The organism is Vibrio sp. CB1-5, assembly GCF_059412285.1.
Genome location: NZ_JBJHPB010000026.1, coordinates 1 through 16160, shown reverse-complemented (window position 1 = coordinate 16160; position 16160 = coordinate 1). Strand labels below are relative to the sequence as shown.

The window sequence follows — 16160 nt, the reverse complement described above, 5'->3', positions numbered from 1 at the left end:
TATATTCAATTATTCAATTTACTCGTTAAATTAAACTGAACATGAAGCCACATATCTCATTAAAACAGCTCAAGGTCTTTGTTACGGTGACTCAGCATCAAACGCTGACGGCTGCTTCGGACACGCTTTTTCTCTCCAAAGCGGCGGTCAGCATGTCGCTCAGTGAGTTGGAAAAGCAGATAGGTCACGCCCTGTTTGATCGGGTCAACAACCGCTTGGTCATTAACCAAGAGGGACAAAAGCTGCTGCCCCTTGCCGATGAACTGCTCAGCCGAAGCCGAGATATTGAATCACTGTTTGGTGATGAGCAGAGCTATCGCGGCGTACTGCGTATCGGTGCCAGTGACACTGTAGGCAACCAAGTCGCGCCATTTCTGCTCAGCGATTTTCGCGACGAGCATCAGCATAAGTCTCAGCAGTTGTTTATCTCAAACACCGCTTTGATCTGCCAAAAGCTCATCGACTATCAACTTGATATCGGCTTGGTGGAAGGTAAAACCTTACACCCTGAGCTTGATAGCTACCCATTTAGTGAAGATGAAATGTGCATAGTGGTGTCTCCCAAGCATCACCTTGCCAACAAATCGAGTGTCACACTTGAAGACTTGGAAAGTAGCGACTGGATCTTACGCGAGCCAGGTTCTGGTACTCGAGAGTTTTTCCTACGAACGGTTGCCCCCAGAATTGAGATTTGGCATGAAGCCTTTGAGCTTAATACCACCGAAGCCATTATTAACAGCGTATCCGCCAATCTTGGTTTGGCTTGTCTATCCACTCTGGCTGCGCAAAGCGCCATTGATGATGGCCGCTTAGTCCCTATCTCCGTTTCGCTCGACATGAAACGCCGCTTTTGGCTGCTGGTTCATAAGGAGAAGTATCAAAGTCCCCTTCTGGAGCGCTTTATCCTATTCTGCCAGCAATGGCGTGCAACAACTTCTGTCAAAAACACGCGCCGCAATACGAATAGGAATTAGGCAAACAGCTCTCACTTTTGCGCCCTCGACTGGACATTAACTTTGACCCTCTGTATAAACAGACAGTATTAGAACCTTAAAATTTAACTAGAGGATTAACCATGGCTGTAATCGTCAAGTACGTGGTGGAACGCAACGGAGAAGAAAAGATGACTTTTACCTCTAAAGCAGAAGCTGACGCTTATGACAAAATGTTGGATATGGCGGATGAGCTGTTTTCTCTGCTAGGTGAAAGCAAGCTTATCGAAGATGAAGAGAAGCAAGAAGAGCTGTCACTATACCTTGCTCAGCATAAAGAAGAAGTGCTTTACGCTCTTGGTGCGAAGCGCAAGCCAACGCCAAAAAAGCCAAAAGTGGTTAAGCCTGTTGAAGAGCAAGACGCAGAAGACGCAGCGTAATGCGTTAACTTGCTAACATTGTACAAGCAAATCCAATAGCCAGTAGAGCGTAGACTTTTACTGGCTATTTTGCTTTTTGCGCCTTAATCAAGTAAATCCAACCGATTAAGTCAGTGCTATCGAGTAAGCGAATGCACGCCGATAAATTTCTTATTAGGAAAAAATATCTCTGAAAAGACAAAGGGTATCGTTTTACAGACTTTTGTCGTTTTTGCCCTTTCATCTGCCATCACGTCTCTTTAAGATGATTGCTAACAAATCAGTCAAAGTCGCCACCAATCGCCGCGGCTTTGAGACAAATCTATACATGGAGACATAGAGTCATGGCAGCATTCTCAATCGCTTTTGGTACTGCAACCAAAAACCGCGACGGTAAAATCATTGAAGCATTCTTCCCTCACCCACGCCTAAACCCATCTGATGCGCTTATCGCAGCAGTGGCAGAGGTATCTGGTTACGCGGAAGGCAACCAAGCTATCGAAATTTCTGCAGCACAAAGCGCGGCTCTAGCAACCGCATTCTCTAGCAATGATGACGCAGAAAACGCAGCATTTGCCGAAAAAGCAGCAAGCTCTTCACAGCCACTAGTATTGGTTGTACTAGCAACAGACGAGAAGCCTCAATCTGTAGCTGAAGGCTTCCTAAAACTGCAACTTATCTCGAACCGCCTAGTACAGCCTCACGGTACAGTCCTTGATGGCATCTTCGGTCTACTTCACAACATCGCTTGGACGAACCAAGGTGCAATCGATCTTCCAGAGCTGGCTGAGCGTCAAATCGAAGCGCGTCTAGCAGGTGAAACACTGACTGTCGATTGCGTAGACAAGTTCCCTAAAATGGTTGATTACGTGGTTCCAACAGGCGTTCGTATTGCGGACACGTCTCGCGTACGTCTTGGTGCTCACGTTGGTGAAGGCACAACGGTTATGCACGAAGGTTTCATCAACTTCAACGCAGGTACAACTGGCGTAAGCATGGTTGAAGGTCGTATCTCTGCAGGTGTTGTGGTTGGTAACGGCTCAGACATCGGTGGCGGTGCGTCTATTATGGGTACGCTGTCTGGTGGTGGTACAGTTGTTGTCTCTATCGGCGAAAACTCACTACTAGGTGCGAATGCAGGTCTTGGTTTCCCACTAGGCGATCGTTGTACTGTTGAGTCTGGTCTGTACGTAACGGCGGGCTCTAAAGTTCGCATGCTGGACGCTTCTGGCGCGGAAGTTGAAATTGTTAAAGCTCGCGACCTCGCTGGCAAGCCAGATCTTCTATTCCGTCGCAACTCAGTGACAGGTCAGATCGAATGTCTGACGAACAAAACAGCCGTTGAACTGAACAGCGAGCTTCACAGCAACAACTAATCTCCGGTTGCTGATGGGGTAATACCCCAAAAACAGAAAACCTCAGTCCATTTTATGGTACTGAGGTTTTTTATATCGGTGAGCGTACAAACGCTCGATTGTTGAGAGCGCTAGATATCCAGATCTTTATTTTCAATACTCACTGCGACTGGGCGACTTATCATGTTCACCAACATGATCGAACGCGCTTCTCCGTCAGCCTCTTGGAAAATCGCTTCGATACCAGCGAACTGACCACCCGTTACGCGAACTGTCTCACCGTGTTTTGGTAAGCTGTCGGTTTCCGGTTCATCCGGAAGCTCGGCTAACAGTTGCAACTCGTCAATAAGCGCGGAGTCGATCTCTTTGGGATGAGATCCAAAACGAATGAAGTCCACCACACCACGCGTTGAGCGCACGGTTGTAAAGGAAGGGCCTTGTTCGTAATCAAACTCCACAAACATATAAGAGGGAAAGAGTGGCTCTTTCACCTTCTGTCTTTTTCCTCTGAGAATCTTTTCCACTTCTACTTCTGGGTAGTAGCAGGATAAGCCTTGATTCTCGAGGTGCATTTTCGCTCGGCCTTGGTCACCGCGCTTACAATAAAGCAAATACCAACGTTTCATTTTATCTGTTCGATTAAACGGTTTAATTTAATTACTTGATGTTTTTGTTTGTCTGCATCCTACCACTAAACCGGACATTGTGCCCGCTTAACCATCACTTGTCTGCGATCCAACCGATGAAAAGTCCGAATAGATGGTGCACGGTAAAAATGAAAAGTTAGATTGCAGCACGCAATTTACGTACGACCATGGAAAAACTTTCTTACATTTCATTACGTTAAACATTTTATTCACAAAATCTATAAAAACCACCCCTTGCGGTTATTAATGTTGTCAGGTATACCATTTGGCACATTAAATTCTTTGATGATAAAAATTAGTAAAACTTATGACAGCACAACGCAACATCTTCGGCCATCCTCGCGGCCTTTTCCTACTGTTCGGCACCGAACTTTGGGAACGTTTCTCATATTATGCAATGCGCGCAATATTAGTTTTGTTCCTGACAGACACCACAATCAATGGTGGTATGGGCTGGTCTACTAAAGATGCTCTGGATCTCTATGGTATCTATACTGGACTAGTTTACATCACTCCGCTTATCGGTGGTTACATTGCCGACAACTACTTAGGTCAACGTAAGTCCATCATCATCGGTGGCGTACTAATGGCTGCAGGCCAATTTGTGTTAGCCGCTGCGGCATCCGGTGAGCCAAGTGCCCAGATGTTCTACGGTGGCCTAGCACTGCTTATCGCTGGTAACGGTATGTTTAAACCAAATATCTCGACCATGGTTGGCGACCTTTACGCAGAAGGCGACAACCGTCGTGATGGCGCGTTCACCATCTTCTACATGGGTATCAACATTGGTGCACTGCTTGCAGGTATCGTTGTTGGTTCAGCAACTGACTCTTTCGGTTGGTCAGCAGGCTTCATCGTGGCGGGTATCGGTATGGTTATCAGCCTAGTGATGCAAATGACTATGGCGAACTCTTGGCTAGGTGACATTGGTAATGTCCCAGCGGCTGCACGTGCTCGTGAGCTAAACCAATCGAAAGCCAAAGCGCCACTGACTCGTGAAGAGATGGATCGCTTGAAGGTTATCCTGATTATGGGTCTGTTCGTAATCGTCTTCTGGGCAGGCTTCGAGCAAGCAGGCGGCTTGATGAACATCTACACTCAGCAGTACACAGATCGCATGATTGGTGATTTTGAAGTACCTGCGGCATGGTTCCAGTCTCTGAACCCGTTCTTCATCATTACACTTGCTCCTGTACTAGCGGCTATCTGGGTTAAACTGGGCAAACGTGAGCCGAACTCTCCGGTTAAATTTGCACTTGCACTGTTCTTCCTAGCAGCAGGCTTCCTTTGCATGATTGGCGCGGTACTTGAGCAAGGTGGCGATAGCAGCGTGAAAACCTCTATGCTGTGGCTAGTAGGTGCATTCTTCTTCCATACGCTAGGTGAACTTTGCCTATCACCGATTGGTCTATCACTGGTGACTAAGCTTGCGCCACTGCGTCTTGCGTCTCTGATGATGGGTGCGTGGTTTGGCTTCAACGCGATTGCTAACTACGTAGCAGGTCTTGTTGGTTCACATGTGGGCGAACTAGGCGCTATGGCTATCTTTAGTGGTATCGCCATCACAGCCGTTATCTGTGGCGTTATCCTACTGTTGTTTGCTAACACGCTTGTAAAATGGATGCACGGCGCAGAGCAAAGCTCAGTCAGCAATGCAGAACAAGTAGAAGAGCAGCAAGCTCAAATCGCTTAATTGCTTATTCGTTTGATCGAATAGAAATTACAAAGGCCAGTCATGACTGGCCTTTTTCGTTTGAACTCATTTAGATTGATGCGCTAAGCGTTGTTCACCAATTCTGCCATCATGGTGACATGGGCATCTGAGTCATTGAGACATTCGATATAACTAAAGCGCTCACCTCCCGCCTCAATGAAGGTCTCTTTGGCCTCTATAGCGATTTCTTCCAGAGTTTCCAAACAGTCGACTGAGAATGCTGGCGTCATAACATCGATGGTTTTGATACCCTCGCTTGGCATCTTCTCAAGAGTTTTGTCGGTATAAGGCTGTAGCCACTCTTCTCGACCAAAGATTGATTGGTAGCTCATCCCCATCTGAGATTCATCCAAACCGAGCTCTTGGCGCAGCCGTTCAGTGGTTGCCTGACAATGTAGTGGATACACATCACCATTGTCCGCATAACGCTTTGGTATGCCGTGGTAAGAACACAATAGGTAATCTGCGCGGCCATTTTGCTCCCAGTGAGCTCTGACTTTGTCAGCAAGCGCTTTGATGTACATTGGATGATCGTGGTAGTCACGAATCATAGAAAAGGCCGGTAAGGTTGAAATAGACTTGCACGCTTTAGCGATACCATCAAACGCAGCTGCCGTTGTGGTACCCGAGTACTGCGGATAAAGCGGCAATACCACTATCTTTTCTACGCCTTGGTCGAGCAGTTTAGTGATCCCGCTTTGTAGCGATGGATTGCCGTAACTCATGCCAAGCTCAACAGGGACGTTGATTAACTGAGCCAGCTTATCGGCTTGTCGCTTGGAGTACACCATGAGCGGAGAGCCCTCGTCCATCCATACCGATTGATAGGCTTTAGCGACCTTAGGAGAGCGAATAGGCAGAATGATACCGTGCAGCACCGGACACCAAATCCAACGGGTCATGTCTACGACGCGATGATCGTGCAGAAACTGCTCTAAAAAGCGTCTTACCCCTTTTGCTGTCGGCTCATCTGGTGTGCCAAGGTTGACTAACAACACACCTGTTTTTGACGAATCGCTCATAGACTTCCTTTGATATTTATATAATTTCTAAGCGAATTATATACCTATGTGCGCTTTTCTTGGATCAAAAAAAACGACCTCGAAAGGTCGTTTTTTTAGCGAATTCACAAATGTCGATTAAGACAGTGCTTTTTCGATGTCTGCGCTTACGTCAGCCACTTGCTTAGTACCGTCAAATTTTAGGTACTTAGTGCTTCCTGCTTCTGCTTCTTTACCGTAGTAAGAGATTAGCGGCGCAGTTTGATCGTGGTATACACCTAGACGAGCACGAACGGTTTCTTCTTTGTCGTCATCACGTACCACTAGGTCTTCACCTGTTACGTCATCCTTACCTTCTACTTTAGGTGGGTTGTAAACAACGTGGTAAGTACGACCAGAAGCTAGGTGAGCACGACGGCCAGCCATACGCTCAACGATTACGTCGTCAGCTACGTCGAATTCGATCACGTAGTCTACATCTACGCCCATCTCTTTTAGGCCGTCAGCCTGAGGGATAGTACGTGGGAAACCGTCAAGTAGGAAACCTTTCTCGCAATCGTCTTGAGCGATACGCTCTTTGATTAGACCAAGAATGATGTCGTCAGATACAAGTTGACCTGCATCGATAACTGCTTTCGCTTTCTTACCAAGCTCAGTGCCTGCTTTGATTGCTGCACGTAGCATGTCACCAGTAGAAATTTGTGGGATACCATATTTTTCCATGATGAATTGAGCTTGTGTGCCTTTACCTGCACCTGGAGCACCTAAAAGAATGATGCGCATGACTTGTCCTCTTATATAAAAAAAGATTTATACCGAAGCCTACTGCTTGATACCCAATGGGCATGTTTGCTGCGATACGTTTCGGTATAAACGGTTTATTCAAAAATAGTTGAATCTTTAACTTGGCGCGCATTCTATCATAGAAATCGCTTGCTTGACGCCAAAAGTGTCTAAAGATCCTGCTTTGCACTCTAAAGTAAGCTAAAAGTGTGCGTTTAGCCCTGAGAAAACAAGAGCTCGAATCCTCGAGCTCTTGAATTAGACTAGGGTGTTCGACTCCGCAAGGGAATTAGACTTTAGCCAAAAGCTTGTTGATCGCACCCAAGAATTGCGATGGATCGGTCATCGAACCGCGCTCTGCAAGCATCGCTTGACCAAGCAACACTTCAACCCAGCGGCCGAATGCTTCTTCGTCGGCTTCATCTGCCATGCGCTTAACCAGCTCGTGCTCAGGGTTAATTTCAAAGATGTATTTCACCTCTGGTACTTCTTGACCCGCCGCTTCTAGAAGCTTCGCCATTTGTGTACCCATTTCGAAGTCATCAGTGACCACAACCGCTGGTGTGCTTGCTAGCTTGAACGTAGTGCGAACTTCTTTAACGCGCTCACCTAGGTAGGTTTGCGTGCGCTCAACCACTGACTTGAACTCTTCTTCCGTCTCTTTTTGCTTCTCTTTCTCTTCTTCGCCTTCGAACTTGCTCAGATCAAGACCCGCTTTAGTGATTGACTGGAACTGCTTACCATCAAACTCTGTTAAGTAGTTCATTAGCCATTCGTCGATGCGCTCATACATCAAGACAACTTCAATGCCTTTCGCTTTAAACTGCTCAAGGTGCGGGCTGTTCTTCGCGGCTGCGTAGCTGTCTGCTGTTAGGTAATAGATCTTATCTTGGCCTTCTTTCATGCGCTCAACATAAGACGCTAGAGAAGTCGTCTGCTCTGCAGAATCAACTTCTGTCGAAGCAAAGCGCAGTAGGCCTGCCACTTTCTCTTTGTTCGCCATATCTTCGGCAGGGCCTTCTTTTAGCACTAGGCCAAACTCTTTCCAGAATGACTGATATTTCTCTTCGTCATTCTTTGCTATGCGCTCAAGCATAGTGAGCACACGCTTAGTGCAGGCACCACGTAGCGACTGGGTCACTTTGTTGTCTTGAAGGATTTCGCGAGAAACGTTTAGTGGTAGATCGTTCGAGTCTATCAAACCACGTACGAATCGTAGGTAAGATGGCATAAACTGCTCGGCATCATCCATAATGAACACGCGTTGAACGTAAAGCTTTAGACCGCTCTTATGGTCACGGTTCATCATATCCCATGGTGCTTTTGCTGGGATGTAAAGCAGGCTGGTATAGTCGTTTTTACCTTCTACACGGTTGTGACTCCAAACTAGTGGATCAGCGAAATCGTGAGAAACATGTTTGTAGAACTCTTGATATTCTTCGTCTTTGATATCAGATTTATTACGCGTCCAAAGCGCTTGAGCTTTATTGATTTGCTCCCACTTACCTTGGTCGGTCTCTTTACCTTCTTCGTCACGCTCAAGTGTCCAAATAGACACTGGAATACCGATATGGTCAGAATACTTGCTGATCACATCTCGTAGGCGCCATTCAGATAAGAACTCTTTACCTTCTTCACGCATGTGAAGCACGATATCGGTACCGCGAGTCTCTTTGGTGATGTCTTCGATGGTGTAATCACCTTCACCAGCCGAATGCCATTGCACCGCTTGGTCTGCTGACGTGCCTGCAGCGCGAGTGCGTACGGTCACTGCATCAGCAACAATAAAGGCAGAGTAGAAACCCACACCAAATTGGCCGATAAGCTGTGAGTCTTTGCTCTGCTCTTCAGACAATTTGGCAAAAAATTCTTTGGTTCCAGATTTAGCAATGGTGCCCAAATGCTCAATCACATCATCGCGGGACATACCAATACCGTTGTCCGAAACAGTCAAAGTATTGTTCTTTTCATCAAACGATAACTTGACGCCTAGGTCAGCATCGCCTTGATATAGCTCTGTATTAGATAGGGCTTGAAAACGCAGCTTGTCAGCGGCGTCCGATGCGTTTGAAATCAGCTCTCTTAGAAAAATTTCTTTGTTTGAATACAGAGAGTGAATCATAAGGTGAAGAAGTTGTTTTACCTCGGATTGAAAGCCACGGGTCTCTTTGTTCTTAGTCTCAACGGTGCTCATGCTATCTCCATTTACATATTTCATACCGAGTGTCGCTAAAGTCACACTCGATATCGCTATGATTAGTTGATTAAAGAGATGAGGATGAAGATTGTAAATTCAAGGTAAAGATACATAAAAATACTGTTTTTTTGATTTGTTTTTATTATCCTACTGCACCTGACTATAAAAAAATCCTAAAATTCTATAATTGGCTCTGAAGACATGCAGCGCCTGAATATCTGTTCCGTCGCGTTGCGGCACTAAAAAGAAGAATGCAATGAGTAACATAGGCACTAAGTTTATACTCGGCCAGAAGTACATTTTTGACCCAAATAGCAATTCGTTGGTCGATCAAACCAATAACGATGAAGTTGTTCGTCTTGGTAGTAATGAAAGTCGCATCTTACTTCTACTTGCTGAAAGACCGAATGAAGTGGTCACTCGAAACGAACTGCATGATTTCGTTTGGCGTGAACAAGGCTTCGAAGTTGACGATTCTAGCCTTACGCAAGCTATCTCTACGCTGCGTAAAATGCTGAAAGACCCTACAAAATCTCCTCAGTTTGTTAAAACGGTGCCAAAACGTGGCTACCAACTGATTTCGGCCGTGGAACGCTCTGCACCCAAAGCGTCCTCTGACACACTAGATGAAGCACCGGTTGCCGAACTTCCAGCAGACAAACTAGAAACGGTAGCCACTGCAGCTGCGCCAACAGCGGCCACTGTTGCTATCACACCAAAACCCAAAACGCCACCAAGTGTTTGGGCGATGATTGCGGCAGCTATCTTGTTACCGATATTAGTGTTAATGGTCACCAACCCTGCGCAATCGACCTTTACACCACTGAGCGTTGTCAATGAAGTTCAAATTGTGACGCCAGAAAGTCACCCTGACGTGACAAGCTGGTTGCCAAAAATTGAGCAATGCGTAGCGAAATACGTGGAAACACACACTGGTGACATGCTACCGGCACAAGTGATTGTCACTGGCGATCAAACCGATCAAATCGCTCTCAACTTCATTCACACTGTCGATCATTCAAGTGAGAACAGCACAATGCGTATCTTCACTGAACAGTCTGATTTGTCTAAAGTGTGCCAGTAAGGAGTCGTAACCGATGAAAATGAAATACGCCGCTATCTTACTGGCAATCTCAACTGCGTTGAGTGCCTGGCTATATTGGGGAAGCGATCTCAAGCTGGAGCAAGTGCTGACCTCCAACGAATGGCAATCGAACATGGTTGGCATTATTGCCGCGCGACATTATCCAGATACGGATATTGGTCCATTGAGCCGTTTAGAAATGTCAGCAAACGTGAAGTACTTACCGGGTGGTGAGTATATTCGTGAGTCTTCTATGCGCTTGTTTGGTGATGATCCAGAGACTCACACGTTGATTAAAATTTCTGAAATGGGCACGTGGACAATCAGTGATAACTATCTTCTGATTTCGCCACGAGAGTTTAAGGACACAGCGGCCGCACAGTCTGATGAGTTTACTCATGAGCAACTTGCGATGATCAAGCAGTTCTTAAAAATGGAAGCGCAGCAAAGCCGTCGTATCGACATTGTGAACGAGAAGACACTGCTGTTGACCAGCTTGAACCAAGGCTCTTCTATCTTGTTCTCAAACTAACACAGTTCAGATATGAAACATTCAAAGGAGGCGCAAGCCTCCTTTTTTAGTCATGACAACAGGGAAGACTATGCAAAAAGCGACCATCGATATTTATTATTGCCGCCAGTGTAACTGGATGCTACGCGCTACTTGGATGACCCAAGAGCTGCTGCACACTTTTAGCGAAGAAGTCGAGACCATCCGTCTGCATCCAGATACAGGTGGGCGATTTGAAATTTGGTGCAATGGTGAGCAGATTTGGGAGCGAAAGCGCGATGGCGGCTTTCCAGAGGCTAAAGTGCTTAAGCAGAAAGTGCGAGATATTATCGCGCCAGATCGCGACTTGGGGCATGTGGATAGTACGAAGCGTTAACCAAATGCACTAAACACTCTTCGCCAACCTACATCAGTTTTTCTTACCTACGTCATCTTCACAAACGTGAAGATCGCAAAAAGCGCGTTGTAAACTAAAAGGGAAACGAGCTCACCTTTTTTTCGTCCACAGCGCGCTTTAGAAGCCCCTTTTTTCAAGGGGATGACTGAGTGCTTTATCGATATATCCGATTAGCCTAGTAGGCTCAATGCCGCATTGGGTGCCTGCTTCGCTTGCGCCAAAATTGAACTTGATGCTTGCGATAGAATTTGGCTCTTGGTCATCGACGTCGTTTCTTTCGCGAAGTCAGTATCTTTGATACGGCTCTTCGACGCGTTCACGTTCTCGTTAATGTTATCCAAGTTGTTGATTGCGTGATTGAAACGGTTTTGGAATGCACCAAGCTCTGCACGGTGGCTATCCACGTATTTTAGTGCTGAGTCAAGAATAGCAACCGACTCTTGCGAACCACCAACCGTTGTTACATCAATCGTATCAACTGTTACTGCATTACCTGCTTGCATGTCTAGCTCACCCGCTAGACCGCCAGAGAAAGCCACTGCGCCGTCAACTTTATTGTTACCAGCAAATACTTGCAGCTTACCGTCTTGGTCAACAGAGGCTTTGACTAAATCCGTTTGACCATTGATGTACGTCGCTAACTGCTCAATGTCATCACCCGCTTTCGCGTTGATAGTGATAGATTGCGCATCACCGAAGCTGTCTGTTAGGTCAATAGTTAAGTCATTAGTACCTGCCGCTACTGTCCAGTCTTTGTCTTTTGCGTTGCCTGCTTGGTAGCTGCTACCACCCATTTGGGAGTTATCAGAGCGCATATCACGTAGGCTCAGCATCACGGCTTCACCATTATCAGCACCAATTTGGAATGATTGAGTGCCGTATGTGCCGTTAAGCAACTTGTTACCACCAAAAGAGGTAGTTTCTGCGATACGGTTTAGTTCGTCGTTTAGCGCTGTCACTTCTTCTTGAATCGCAACACGCTCAGCTTTTGAGTTAGAGCCGTTTGATGATTGAAGTGATAGATCACGCATACGTTGCAGGATGTTGGTTGTCTCATTCATCGCACCTTCAGCTGTCTGTGCAATTGAGATACCGTCGTTGGCGTTACGAACAGCAACATCAAGACCACGGCTTTGCACGTTCAAACGGTTCGAGATTTGTAGACCTGCTGCGTCGTCTTTAGCGCTGTTAATTTTGTGGCCAGATGACAAACGCTCCATTGAGGTTTGTTGAGCTTGGTTTGCGTTGTTTAGGTAACGCTGCGCTGTCATCGCTGATACGTTTGTATTTACATTCACTGCCATGGTGTTTCTCCAATTGATTTTCCGGTGTAGCGGTTTCCGACGTCTCGGAAAACCAAGTAGTTCTCTCAAAGTTACTTTCTTTATCGTCCTTAAAACCAAACACTTGAGATAAAAAGTGAACAAAGTTACCAATTTTTGAGCTTTTGAATGGAAGATGTGACGGAAATGGTAAAAAGAAATGTTTTATCAAAAAAAGGCTAAAGTTCGACTTTAAACAGTCGATGCCCTTAGCCTTGCAATAGGGTTAACGCCAAATTCGGTGTTTGTTTCGCTTGCGCCAAAACCGTCGTACTCACTTGCTGCAAGATCTGTTGCTTAAGCATTTGAGTGGTCTCTTTGGCATAGTCGGTATCGCGGATACGGCTTTGTGAGGCGGAAAGGTTCTCTTCCATATTGGCGAGATTATTGATGGTATGGTTGAGACGATTTTGAGTCGCGCCAAGTTCTGCTCTGTGGCGATCGACAAACTTCATCGCCTTATCTAGCACAGACACTGACAGTTGTGCTCCGCCGACGGTGCCAATAGACATGTCGTTGACGGTCACGACTTGACCATTTTGCAAACCGACTTCACTGGCAAAGCTGCCCGAAAAACTCACCGTTCCAGCTACTTTGTCCGAATCGGCAAAGACCTGAAGTTGACCGTTCTCATCAACTGACGCCGACAATACATCCGTTTGCCCATTAATGTAGGTGGCCACCTGCTCGATATCATCCCCTTGTTTGAGCTCAATCGTTACTGATTGGTTGCTCCCTTGGGCATCAACATAGCTAAATGCTAGGGCATTATTGCTCTGCCCTACTCTCCACTCTGGTGGGGCGCTGTTACCGGCTTGATAAACTGCGCCGCCCATGGACAATTGATCCGTTCGCAAGTTAGCAAGCCCCACTTGCAGAGCTTCACCCGACTGAGCACCAATTTGAAACGCTGAGGTACCAAACGTGCCGTTAAGGAGCTTCCTTCCGCCAAAGCTTGTCGTTTCAGCAATACGGTTTAATTCATCATTAAGCGCGACAAACTCTTGCTCTAACGCTTGCCTGTCTTGTGAGGAGTTAGCACCGTTGGCACTTTGCAAAGAAAGATCACGCATGCGCTGTAGGATTTGTGTTGCTTCATTCATCGCACCTTCTGCCGTTTGCATGATGGAGATGCCGTCATTCGCGTTACGCTGAGCAACACCAAGTCCACTAATCTGAGCATCGAGTCGATTGGCTATCTGCAAACCTGCAGCATCGTCTTTTGCGCTGTTGATACGATGTCCAGATGACAAACGCTCTAAGGACTGGCTAAGCGCTTTGCTCGCCGCTCCCAAGTGGTTTTGCGCTACCATAGCACTGACATTGGTATTCACAGTAATCGACATGTCGCTTCCAAAATCGGGATGAACTGAATAGATCAGTTATCGACCAATGATTTGGAAACTTGAGAGATTTAGAGAGGCACCGCCAAGGGCAAATGATTTGACCTTGACGGTGTTATATCGGAGAGCGACTGAGATTAAGATTTAACAGTTAACGCTGCTAGCATCGCCTGTGAAGGAGCAAAGAAGTATGCGCCTGTGACTGCTTTGGTAAAGCGAAGCAACTGGTCAGTTTTGCCATCAGTAACGCCATACATGCTCTCTAACATCGCATCGAAGTTGTGGACAGTATTACAGTAGGCAATAAACAACAGACCGTGTGGGCCACTCACCGTGCCGTAAGGCAAGCTATGGCGAACGATTTTCAGCCCTTTGCCTTCTTCTTTGATGTCAACTCGCCCCACATGTGAAGCTGCTGGAACGTCTTCTAGCTCAATACTGTCAGGCTTGGTGCGACCAACCACTTTTTCTTGCGCCGCAACGTTCAAACGGTTCCACGCAGGCAGATTGTGTTCAAAGCGCTGAACCATGACATAGCTGCCACCAGCAAACTCACCATCCGCCACTAGAGCGACTTCAGCACGTTGCTCGCCTTTAGGGTTCTCAGTACCGTCAACGAAGTCTGTCATGTCGCGCGAGTCCATAAAACGGAAACCTTGCGTCTCATCGACAATAGTGACGTGCTCAGAAATCTGACTCATCAGTTTTCTGAGCAGATAAAAGTGCAAATCATGGCGCTGTGAATGACAATGAATCAACACGTCTGCGTCTGTTGATGGTGCAATCACATCACCTTCACCTAACTCAGGAAAGGGTTTTAGCTCTGCAGGCATCGCTTGGTCTAGCTGTGACCAAAAAGAATGAGAAAACGCCACAGAGAGCGTCAGCTCTGCACCAGGCTGAGATTGGTTCAGCTCTTCTACTAAACTTGGTAGGGTCTGTAGCGCATCCAAAACCTGTTGAGCGTTCTGATTAACTTTTAATTGAGCGTACAACGCAAAAGGTTCAGCTTCCGGCGTAATCGCGCTTTGTGGTAATGACATTGTCTTTCCTCTGTTTTTCCGCTCAGTGTATTTTCTACTGATGGTTGATTGTATGACCTTGATCAGGAACTGAAGTGATTTTAGCGGGCAACGCTAAACTATCTTTCACCCTTCGGCTTTTCATAAGATAAATCGCGAACCACGCAAGTAGTACCAACGTCACAGCGTTAGGCCAACTAAACTGCCAGTGATGCAAATTAACTAAGTACCCAGTATGGACTAACTGCATTGCCACTATCACGAGGGTTGCAGGCTTTAGCAGACTCACCGCAAAGTTCGTTTTATCAGAGTCACTCTTACGAAGCCCGACCAACCACATTCCGATAACAATAGGCAACCCCATCGCCAATCCAATATACAACATCGTATGATTAGGATAGACGTACTGGAGAATGTTGCTGCCTTCTTGACGACTAGCACCGGCAACCACGAACACCACCCATGCGCGAATCAAAAAAGCCCACCCCAACCACAACCAAACGGGTGGCTTGAGCAAACCATGTTGGTCATACTGTTCTATGGCATAGCGCATTGTACGTCTCTAAAATTATCTAATATCAAACTATATGGTGCTATTCGCGCTTTGATTCAAGACTAGATAAGCCATTGTGTTAAGATGTGCGAAAAACAACAAGCGTGAAAAGTTTGTACGGGACCTAAATGAAAAGCAATAAAAATACCCCTTCAGTGGAAACTCAACAAGAGGCGATTAAAATAGCCAAAGCTACGCAAAAGCCGGGACAAACCAAGGAGCAGACCAAGCTCGTTGCTCAAGGCATCGAAAAAGGCATTGCGCTTTACAAGAAGCAGCAAAAAGAGAAAAAACGACAGGCCGATAAAGCTCAGAAAAAGCAGAAGCGCACTAAGTCCTCCGAGTCAGTTGCGAGCCCTGTAGCCCTTGAAAGCAGCGACACTGTCTCAGCCTCTCACTCCGGCGTTTTGCCATGGGCACTACTTGCCATTAGCTGGGTAGGATTTATTGCCTATGTTGCACTTTAAACGCTCCTCTGCATTAGTGGCGACGCTGGCTGTATTGCTATCGGGTTGCGTTCAGCCATTCAACCAACTGGAATCCGATCTGGCATCGCAGGTAGAAGTGCGTCTGGATGCGAGTTTGGATGTATCCCACTGTGAATGGAAAGGGGACGTGAGAGGTTCGGAGGGGTACTGGTATACCTATCTATTCTTCAATAATGCGTCACTGACACAAGGTGCCGTCAACGCTATCAAGAATCACACAGCGAAATTAGGTGGTGACACCGTACTACTGCTCAGTCCGGTCGACTTCGACACTTCCGTTACCCTCTTTGGTAGCGCCTATCGCTGCAAAAAATAAAGCCGAAGCTTAGCTTCGGCTTCAGATTGCTGACGAACCCCGCTTTTTAGCGGGGTTCTTTTTTCATAAGCGACCG

General features: G+C 46.5%; 17 protein-coding genes. 9 read left to right on the top strand and 8 right to left on the bottom strand.

The genetic code is table 11. The annotated features are described in order from the left end of the window. Window positions 1-41 precede the first annotated feature (41 nt). The 3 genes from ACJB0T_RS16900 (at window position 42) to dapD (ending at window position 2727) form a co-directional block, all read left to right on the top strand. The gene (locus tag ACJB0T_RS16900; RefSeq protein WP_479291043.1) at window positions 42-974 is read left to right on the top strand and encodes a LysR family transcriptional regulator; all 933 of its coding nucleotides are present in this window, start codon (window positions 42-44) and stop codon (window positions 972-974) included. Between the two features lie 101 nt (window positions 975-1075). Further along, window positions 1076-1372 (top strand): YebG family protein, encoded by a 297-nt coding sequence (locus ACJB0T_RS16895; RefSeq protein WP_479291044.1) that lies wholly within the window; start codon window positions 1076-1078, stop codon window positions 1370-1372. A gap of 323 nt (window positions 1373-1695) precedes the next feature. Next, window positions 1696-2727, top strand: a complete 1032-nt coding sequence (gene dapD / locus ACJB0T_RS16890) for a 2,3,4,5-tetrahydropyridine-2,6-dicarboxylate N-succinyltransferase (protein WP_042496834.1) — start codon at window positions 1696-1698, stop codon at window positions 2725-2727. Window positions 2728-2837: 110 nt separating this feature from the next. On the opposite strand, the gene rfaH is transcribed toward dapD, so the two are convergent. Then, window positions 2838-3332 carry a transcription/translation regulatory transformer protein RfaH gene (gene rfaH, locus ACJB0T_RS16885; protein ID WP_479291046.1) on the bottom strand — a complete coding sequence of 165 codons (495 nt, stop codon included), beginning with the start codon at window positions 3330-3332 and terminating at the stop codon, window positions 2838-2840. Window positions 3333-3660: 328 nt separating this feature from the next. Between rfaH and ACJB0T_RS16880 the strand changes: the two genes are divergently transcribed. After that, window positions 3661-5046: a peptide MFS transporter gene (locus ACJB0T_RS16880; protein WP_479291048.1), complete on the top strand. Its 1386-nt coding sequence runs from the start codon at window positions 3661-3663 to the stop codon at window positions 5044-5046. Between the two features lie 83 nt (window positions 5047-5129). On the opposite strand, the gene hemH is transcribed toward ACJB0T_RS16880, so the two are convergent. The 3 genes from hemH to htpG all read right to left on the bottom strand — a co-directional run bounded on the left by hemH (window position 5130) and on the right by htpG (window position 9045). Continuing rightward, window positions 5130-6089: a ferrochelatase gene (gene hemH, locus ACJB0T_RS16875; protein WP_479291049.1), complete on the bottom strand. Its 960-nt coding sequence runs from the start codon at window positions 6087-6089 to the stop codon at window positions 5130-5132. 117 nt (window positions 6090-6206) lie between these two features. Then, on the bottom strand, window positions 6207-6851 hold the full coding sequence (gene adk / locus ACJB0T_RS16870) for an adenylate kinase (protein WP_042497123.1): 645 nt from the start codon (window positions 6849-6851) through the stop codon (window positions 6207-6209). Between the two features lie 289 nt (window positions 6852-7140). Further along, window positions 7141-9045 (bottom strand): molecular chaperone HtpG, encoded by a 1905-nt coding sequence (htpG, locus tag ACJB0T_RS16865; RefSeq protein WP_479291051.1) that lies wholly within the window; start codon window positions 9043-9045, stop codon window positions 7141-7143. A 259-nt stretch (window positions 9046-9304) separates the two neighbouring features. Here htpG and ACJB0T_RS16860 point away from each other — a divergent pair, with 259 nt between their 5' ends. From ACJB0T_RS16860 to ACJB0T_RS16850, 3 genes are all read left to right on the top strand, one after another. Continuing rightward, on the top strand, window positions 9305-10132 hold the full coding sequence (locus ACJB0T_RS16860; RefSeq protein ID WP_479291053.1) for a winged helix-turn-helix domain-containing protein: 828 nt from the start codon (window positions 9305-9307) through the stop codon (window positions 10130-10132). Window positions 10133-10145: 13 nt separating this feature from the next. Next, the gene (locus ACJB0T_RS16855; protein WP_479291055.1) at window positions 10146-10664 is read left to right on the top strand and encodes a regulatory protein ToxS; all 519 of its coding nucleotides are present in this window, start codon (window positions 10146-10148) and stop codon (window positions 10662-10664) included. Window positions 10665-10734: 70 nt separating this feature from the next. Next, window positions 10735-11019 carry an Rdx family protein gene (locus tag ACJB0T_RS16850; RefSeq protein ID WP_479291057.1) on the top strand — a complete coding sequence of 95 codons (285 nt, stop codon included), beginning with the start codon at window positions 10735-10737 and terminating at the stop codon, window positions 11017-11019. Between the two features lie 191 nt (window positions 11020-11210). Here the strand turns inward: ACJB0T_RS16850 and ACJB0T_RS16845 are convergent, their stop codons facing one another. From ACJB0T_RS16845 to ACJB0T_RS16830, 4 genes are all read right to left on the bottom strand, one after another. Further along, window positions 11211-12344 carry a flagellin gene (locus tag ACJB0T_RS16845; protein WP_479291058.1) on the bottom strand — a complete coding sequence of 378 codons (1134 nt, stop codon included), beginning with the start codon at window positions 12342-12344 and terminating at the stop codon, window positions 11211-11213. A gap of 227 nt (window positions 12345-12571) precedes the next feature. Further along, window positions 12572-13708 (bottom strand): flagellin, encoded by a 1137-nt coding sequence (locus ACJB0T_RS16840; protein WP_479291059.1) that lies wholly within the window; start codon window positions 13706-13708, stop codon window positions 12572-12574. A 134-nt stretch (window positions 13709-13842) separates the two neighbouring features. Further along, window positions 13843-14748 carry a Dyp-type peroxidase gene (locus tag ACJB0T_RS16835; protein WP_479291061.1) on the bottom strand — a complete coding sequence of 302 codons (906 nt, stop codon included), beginning with the start codon at window positions 14746-14748 and terminating at the stop codon, window positions 13843-13845. A gap of 34 nt (window positions 14749-14782) precedes the next feature. Continuing rightward, complete coding sequence (locus tag ACJB0T_RS16830) at window positions 14783-15280, bottom strand: DUF2919 domain-containing protein (protein ID WP_479291063.1); 498 nt, start codon at window positions 15278-15280, stop codon at window positions 14783-14785. Window positions 15281-15408: 128 nt separating this feature from the next. Here ACJB0T_RS16830 and ACJB0T_RS16825 point away from each other — a divergent pair, with 128 nt between their 5' ends. After that, on the top strand, window positions 15409-15747 hold the full coding sequence (locus ACJB0T_RS16825; protein WP_479291065.1) for a DUF2956 domain-containing protein: 339 nt from the start codon (window positions 15409-15411) through the stop codon (window positions 15745-15747). Next, complete coding sequence (locus tag ACJB0T_RS16820; protein ID WP_479291067.1) at window positions 15734-16084, top strand: DUF4156 domain-containing protein; 351 nt, start codon at window positions 15734-15736, stop codon at window positions 16082-16084. Before ACJB0T_RS16825 ends, ACJB0T_RS16820 begins: the two co-directional genes overlap by 14 nt. Window positions 16085-16160 lie beyond the last annotated feature (76 nt).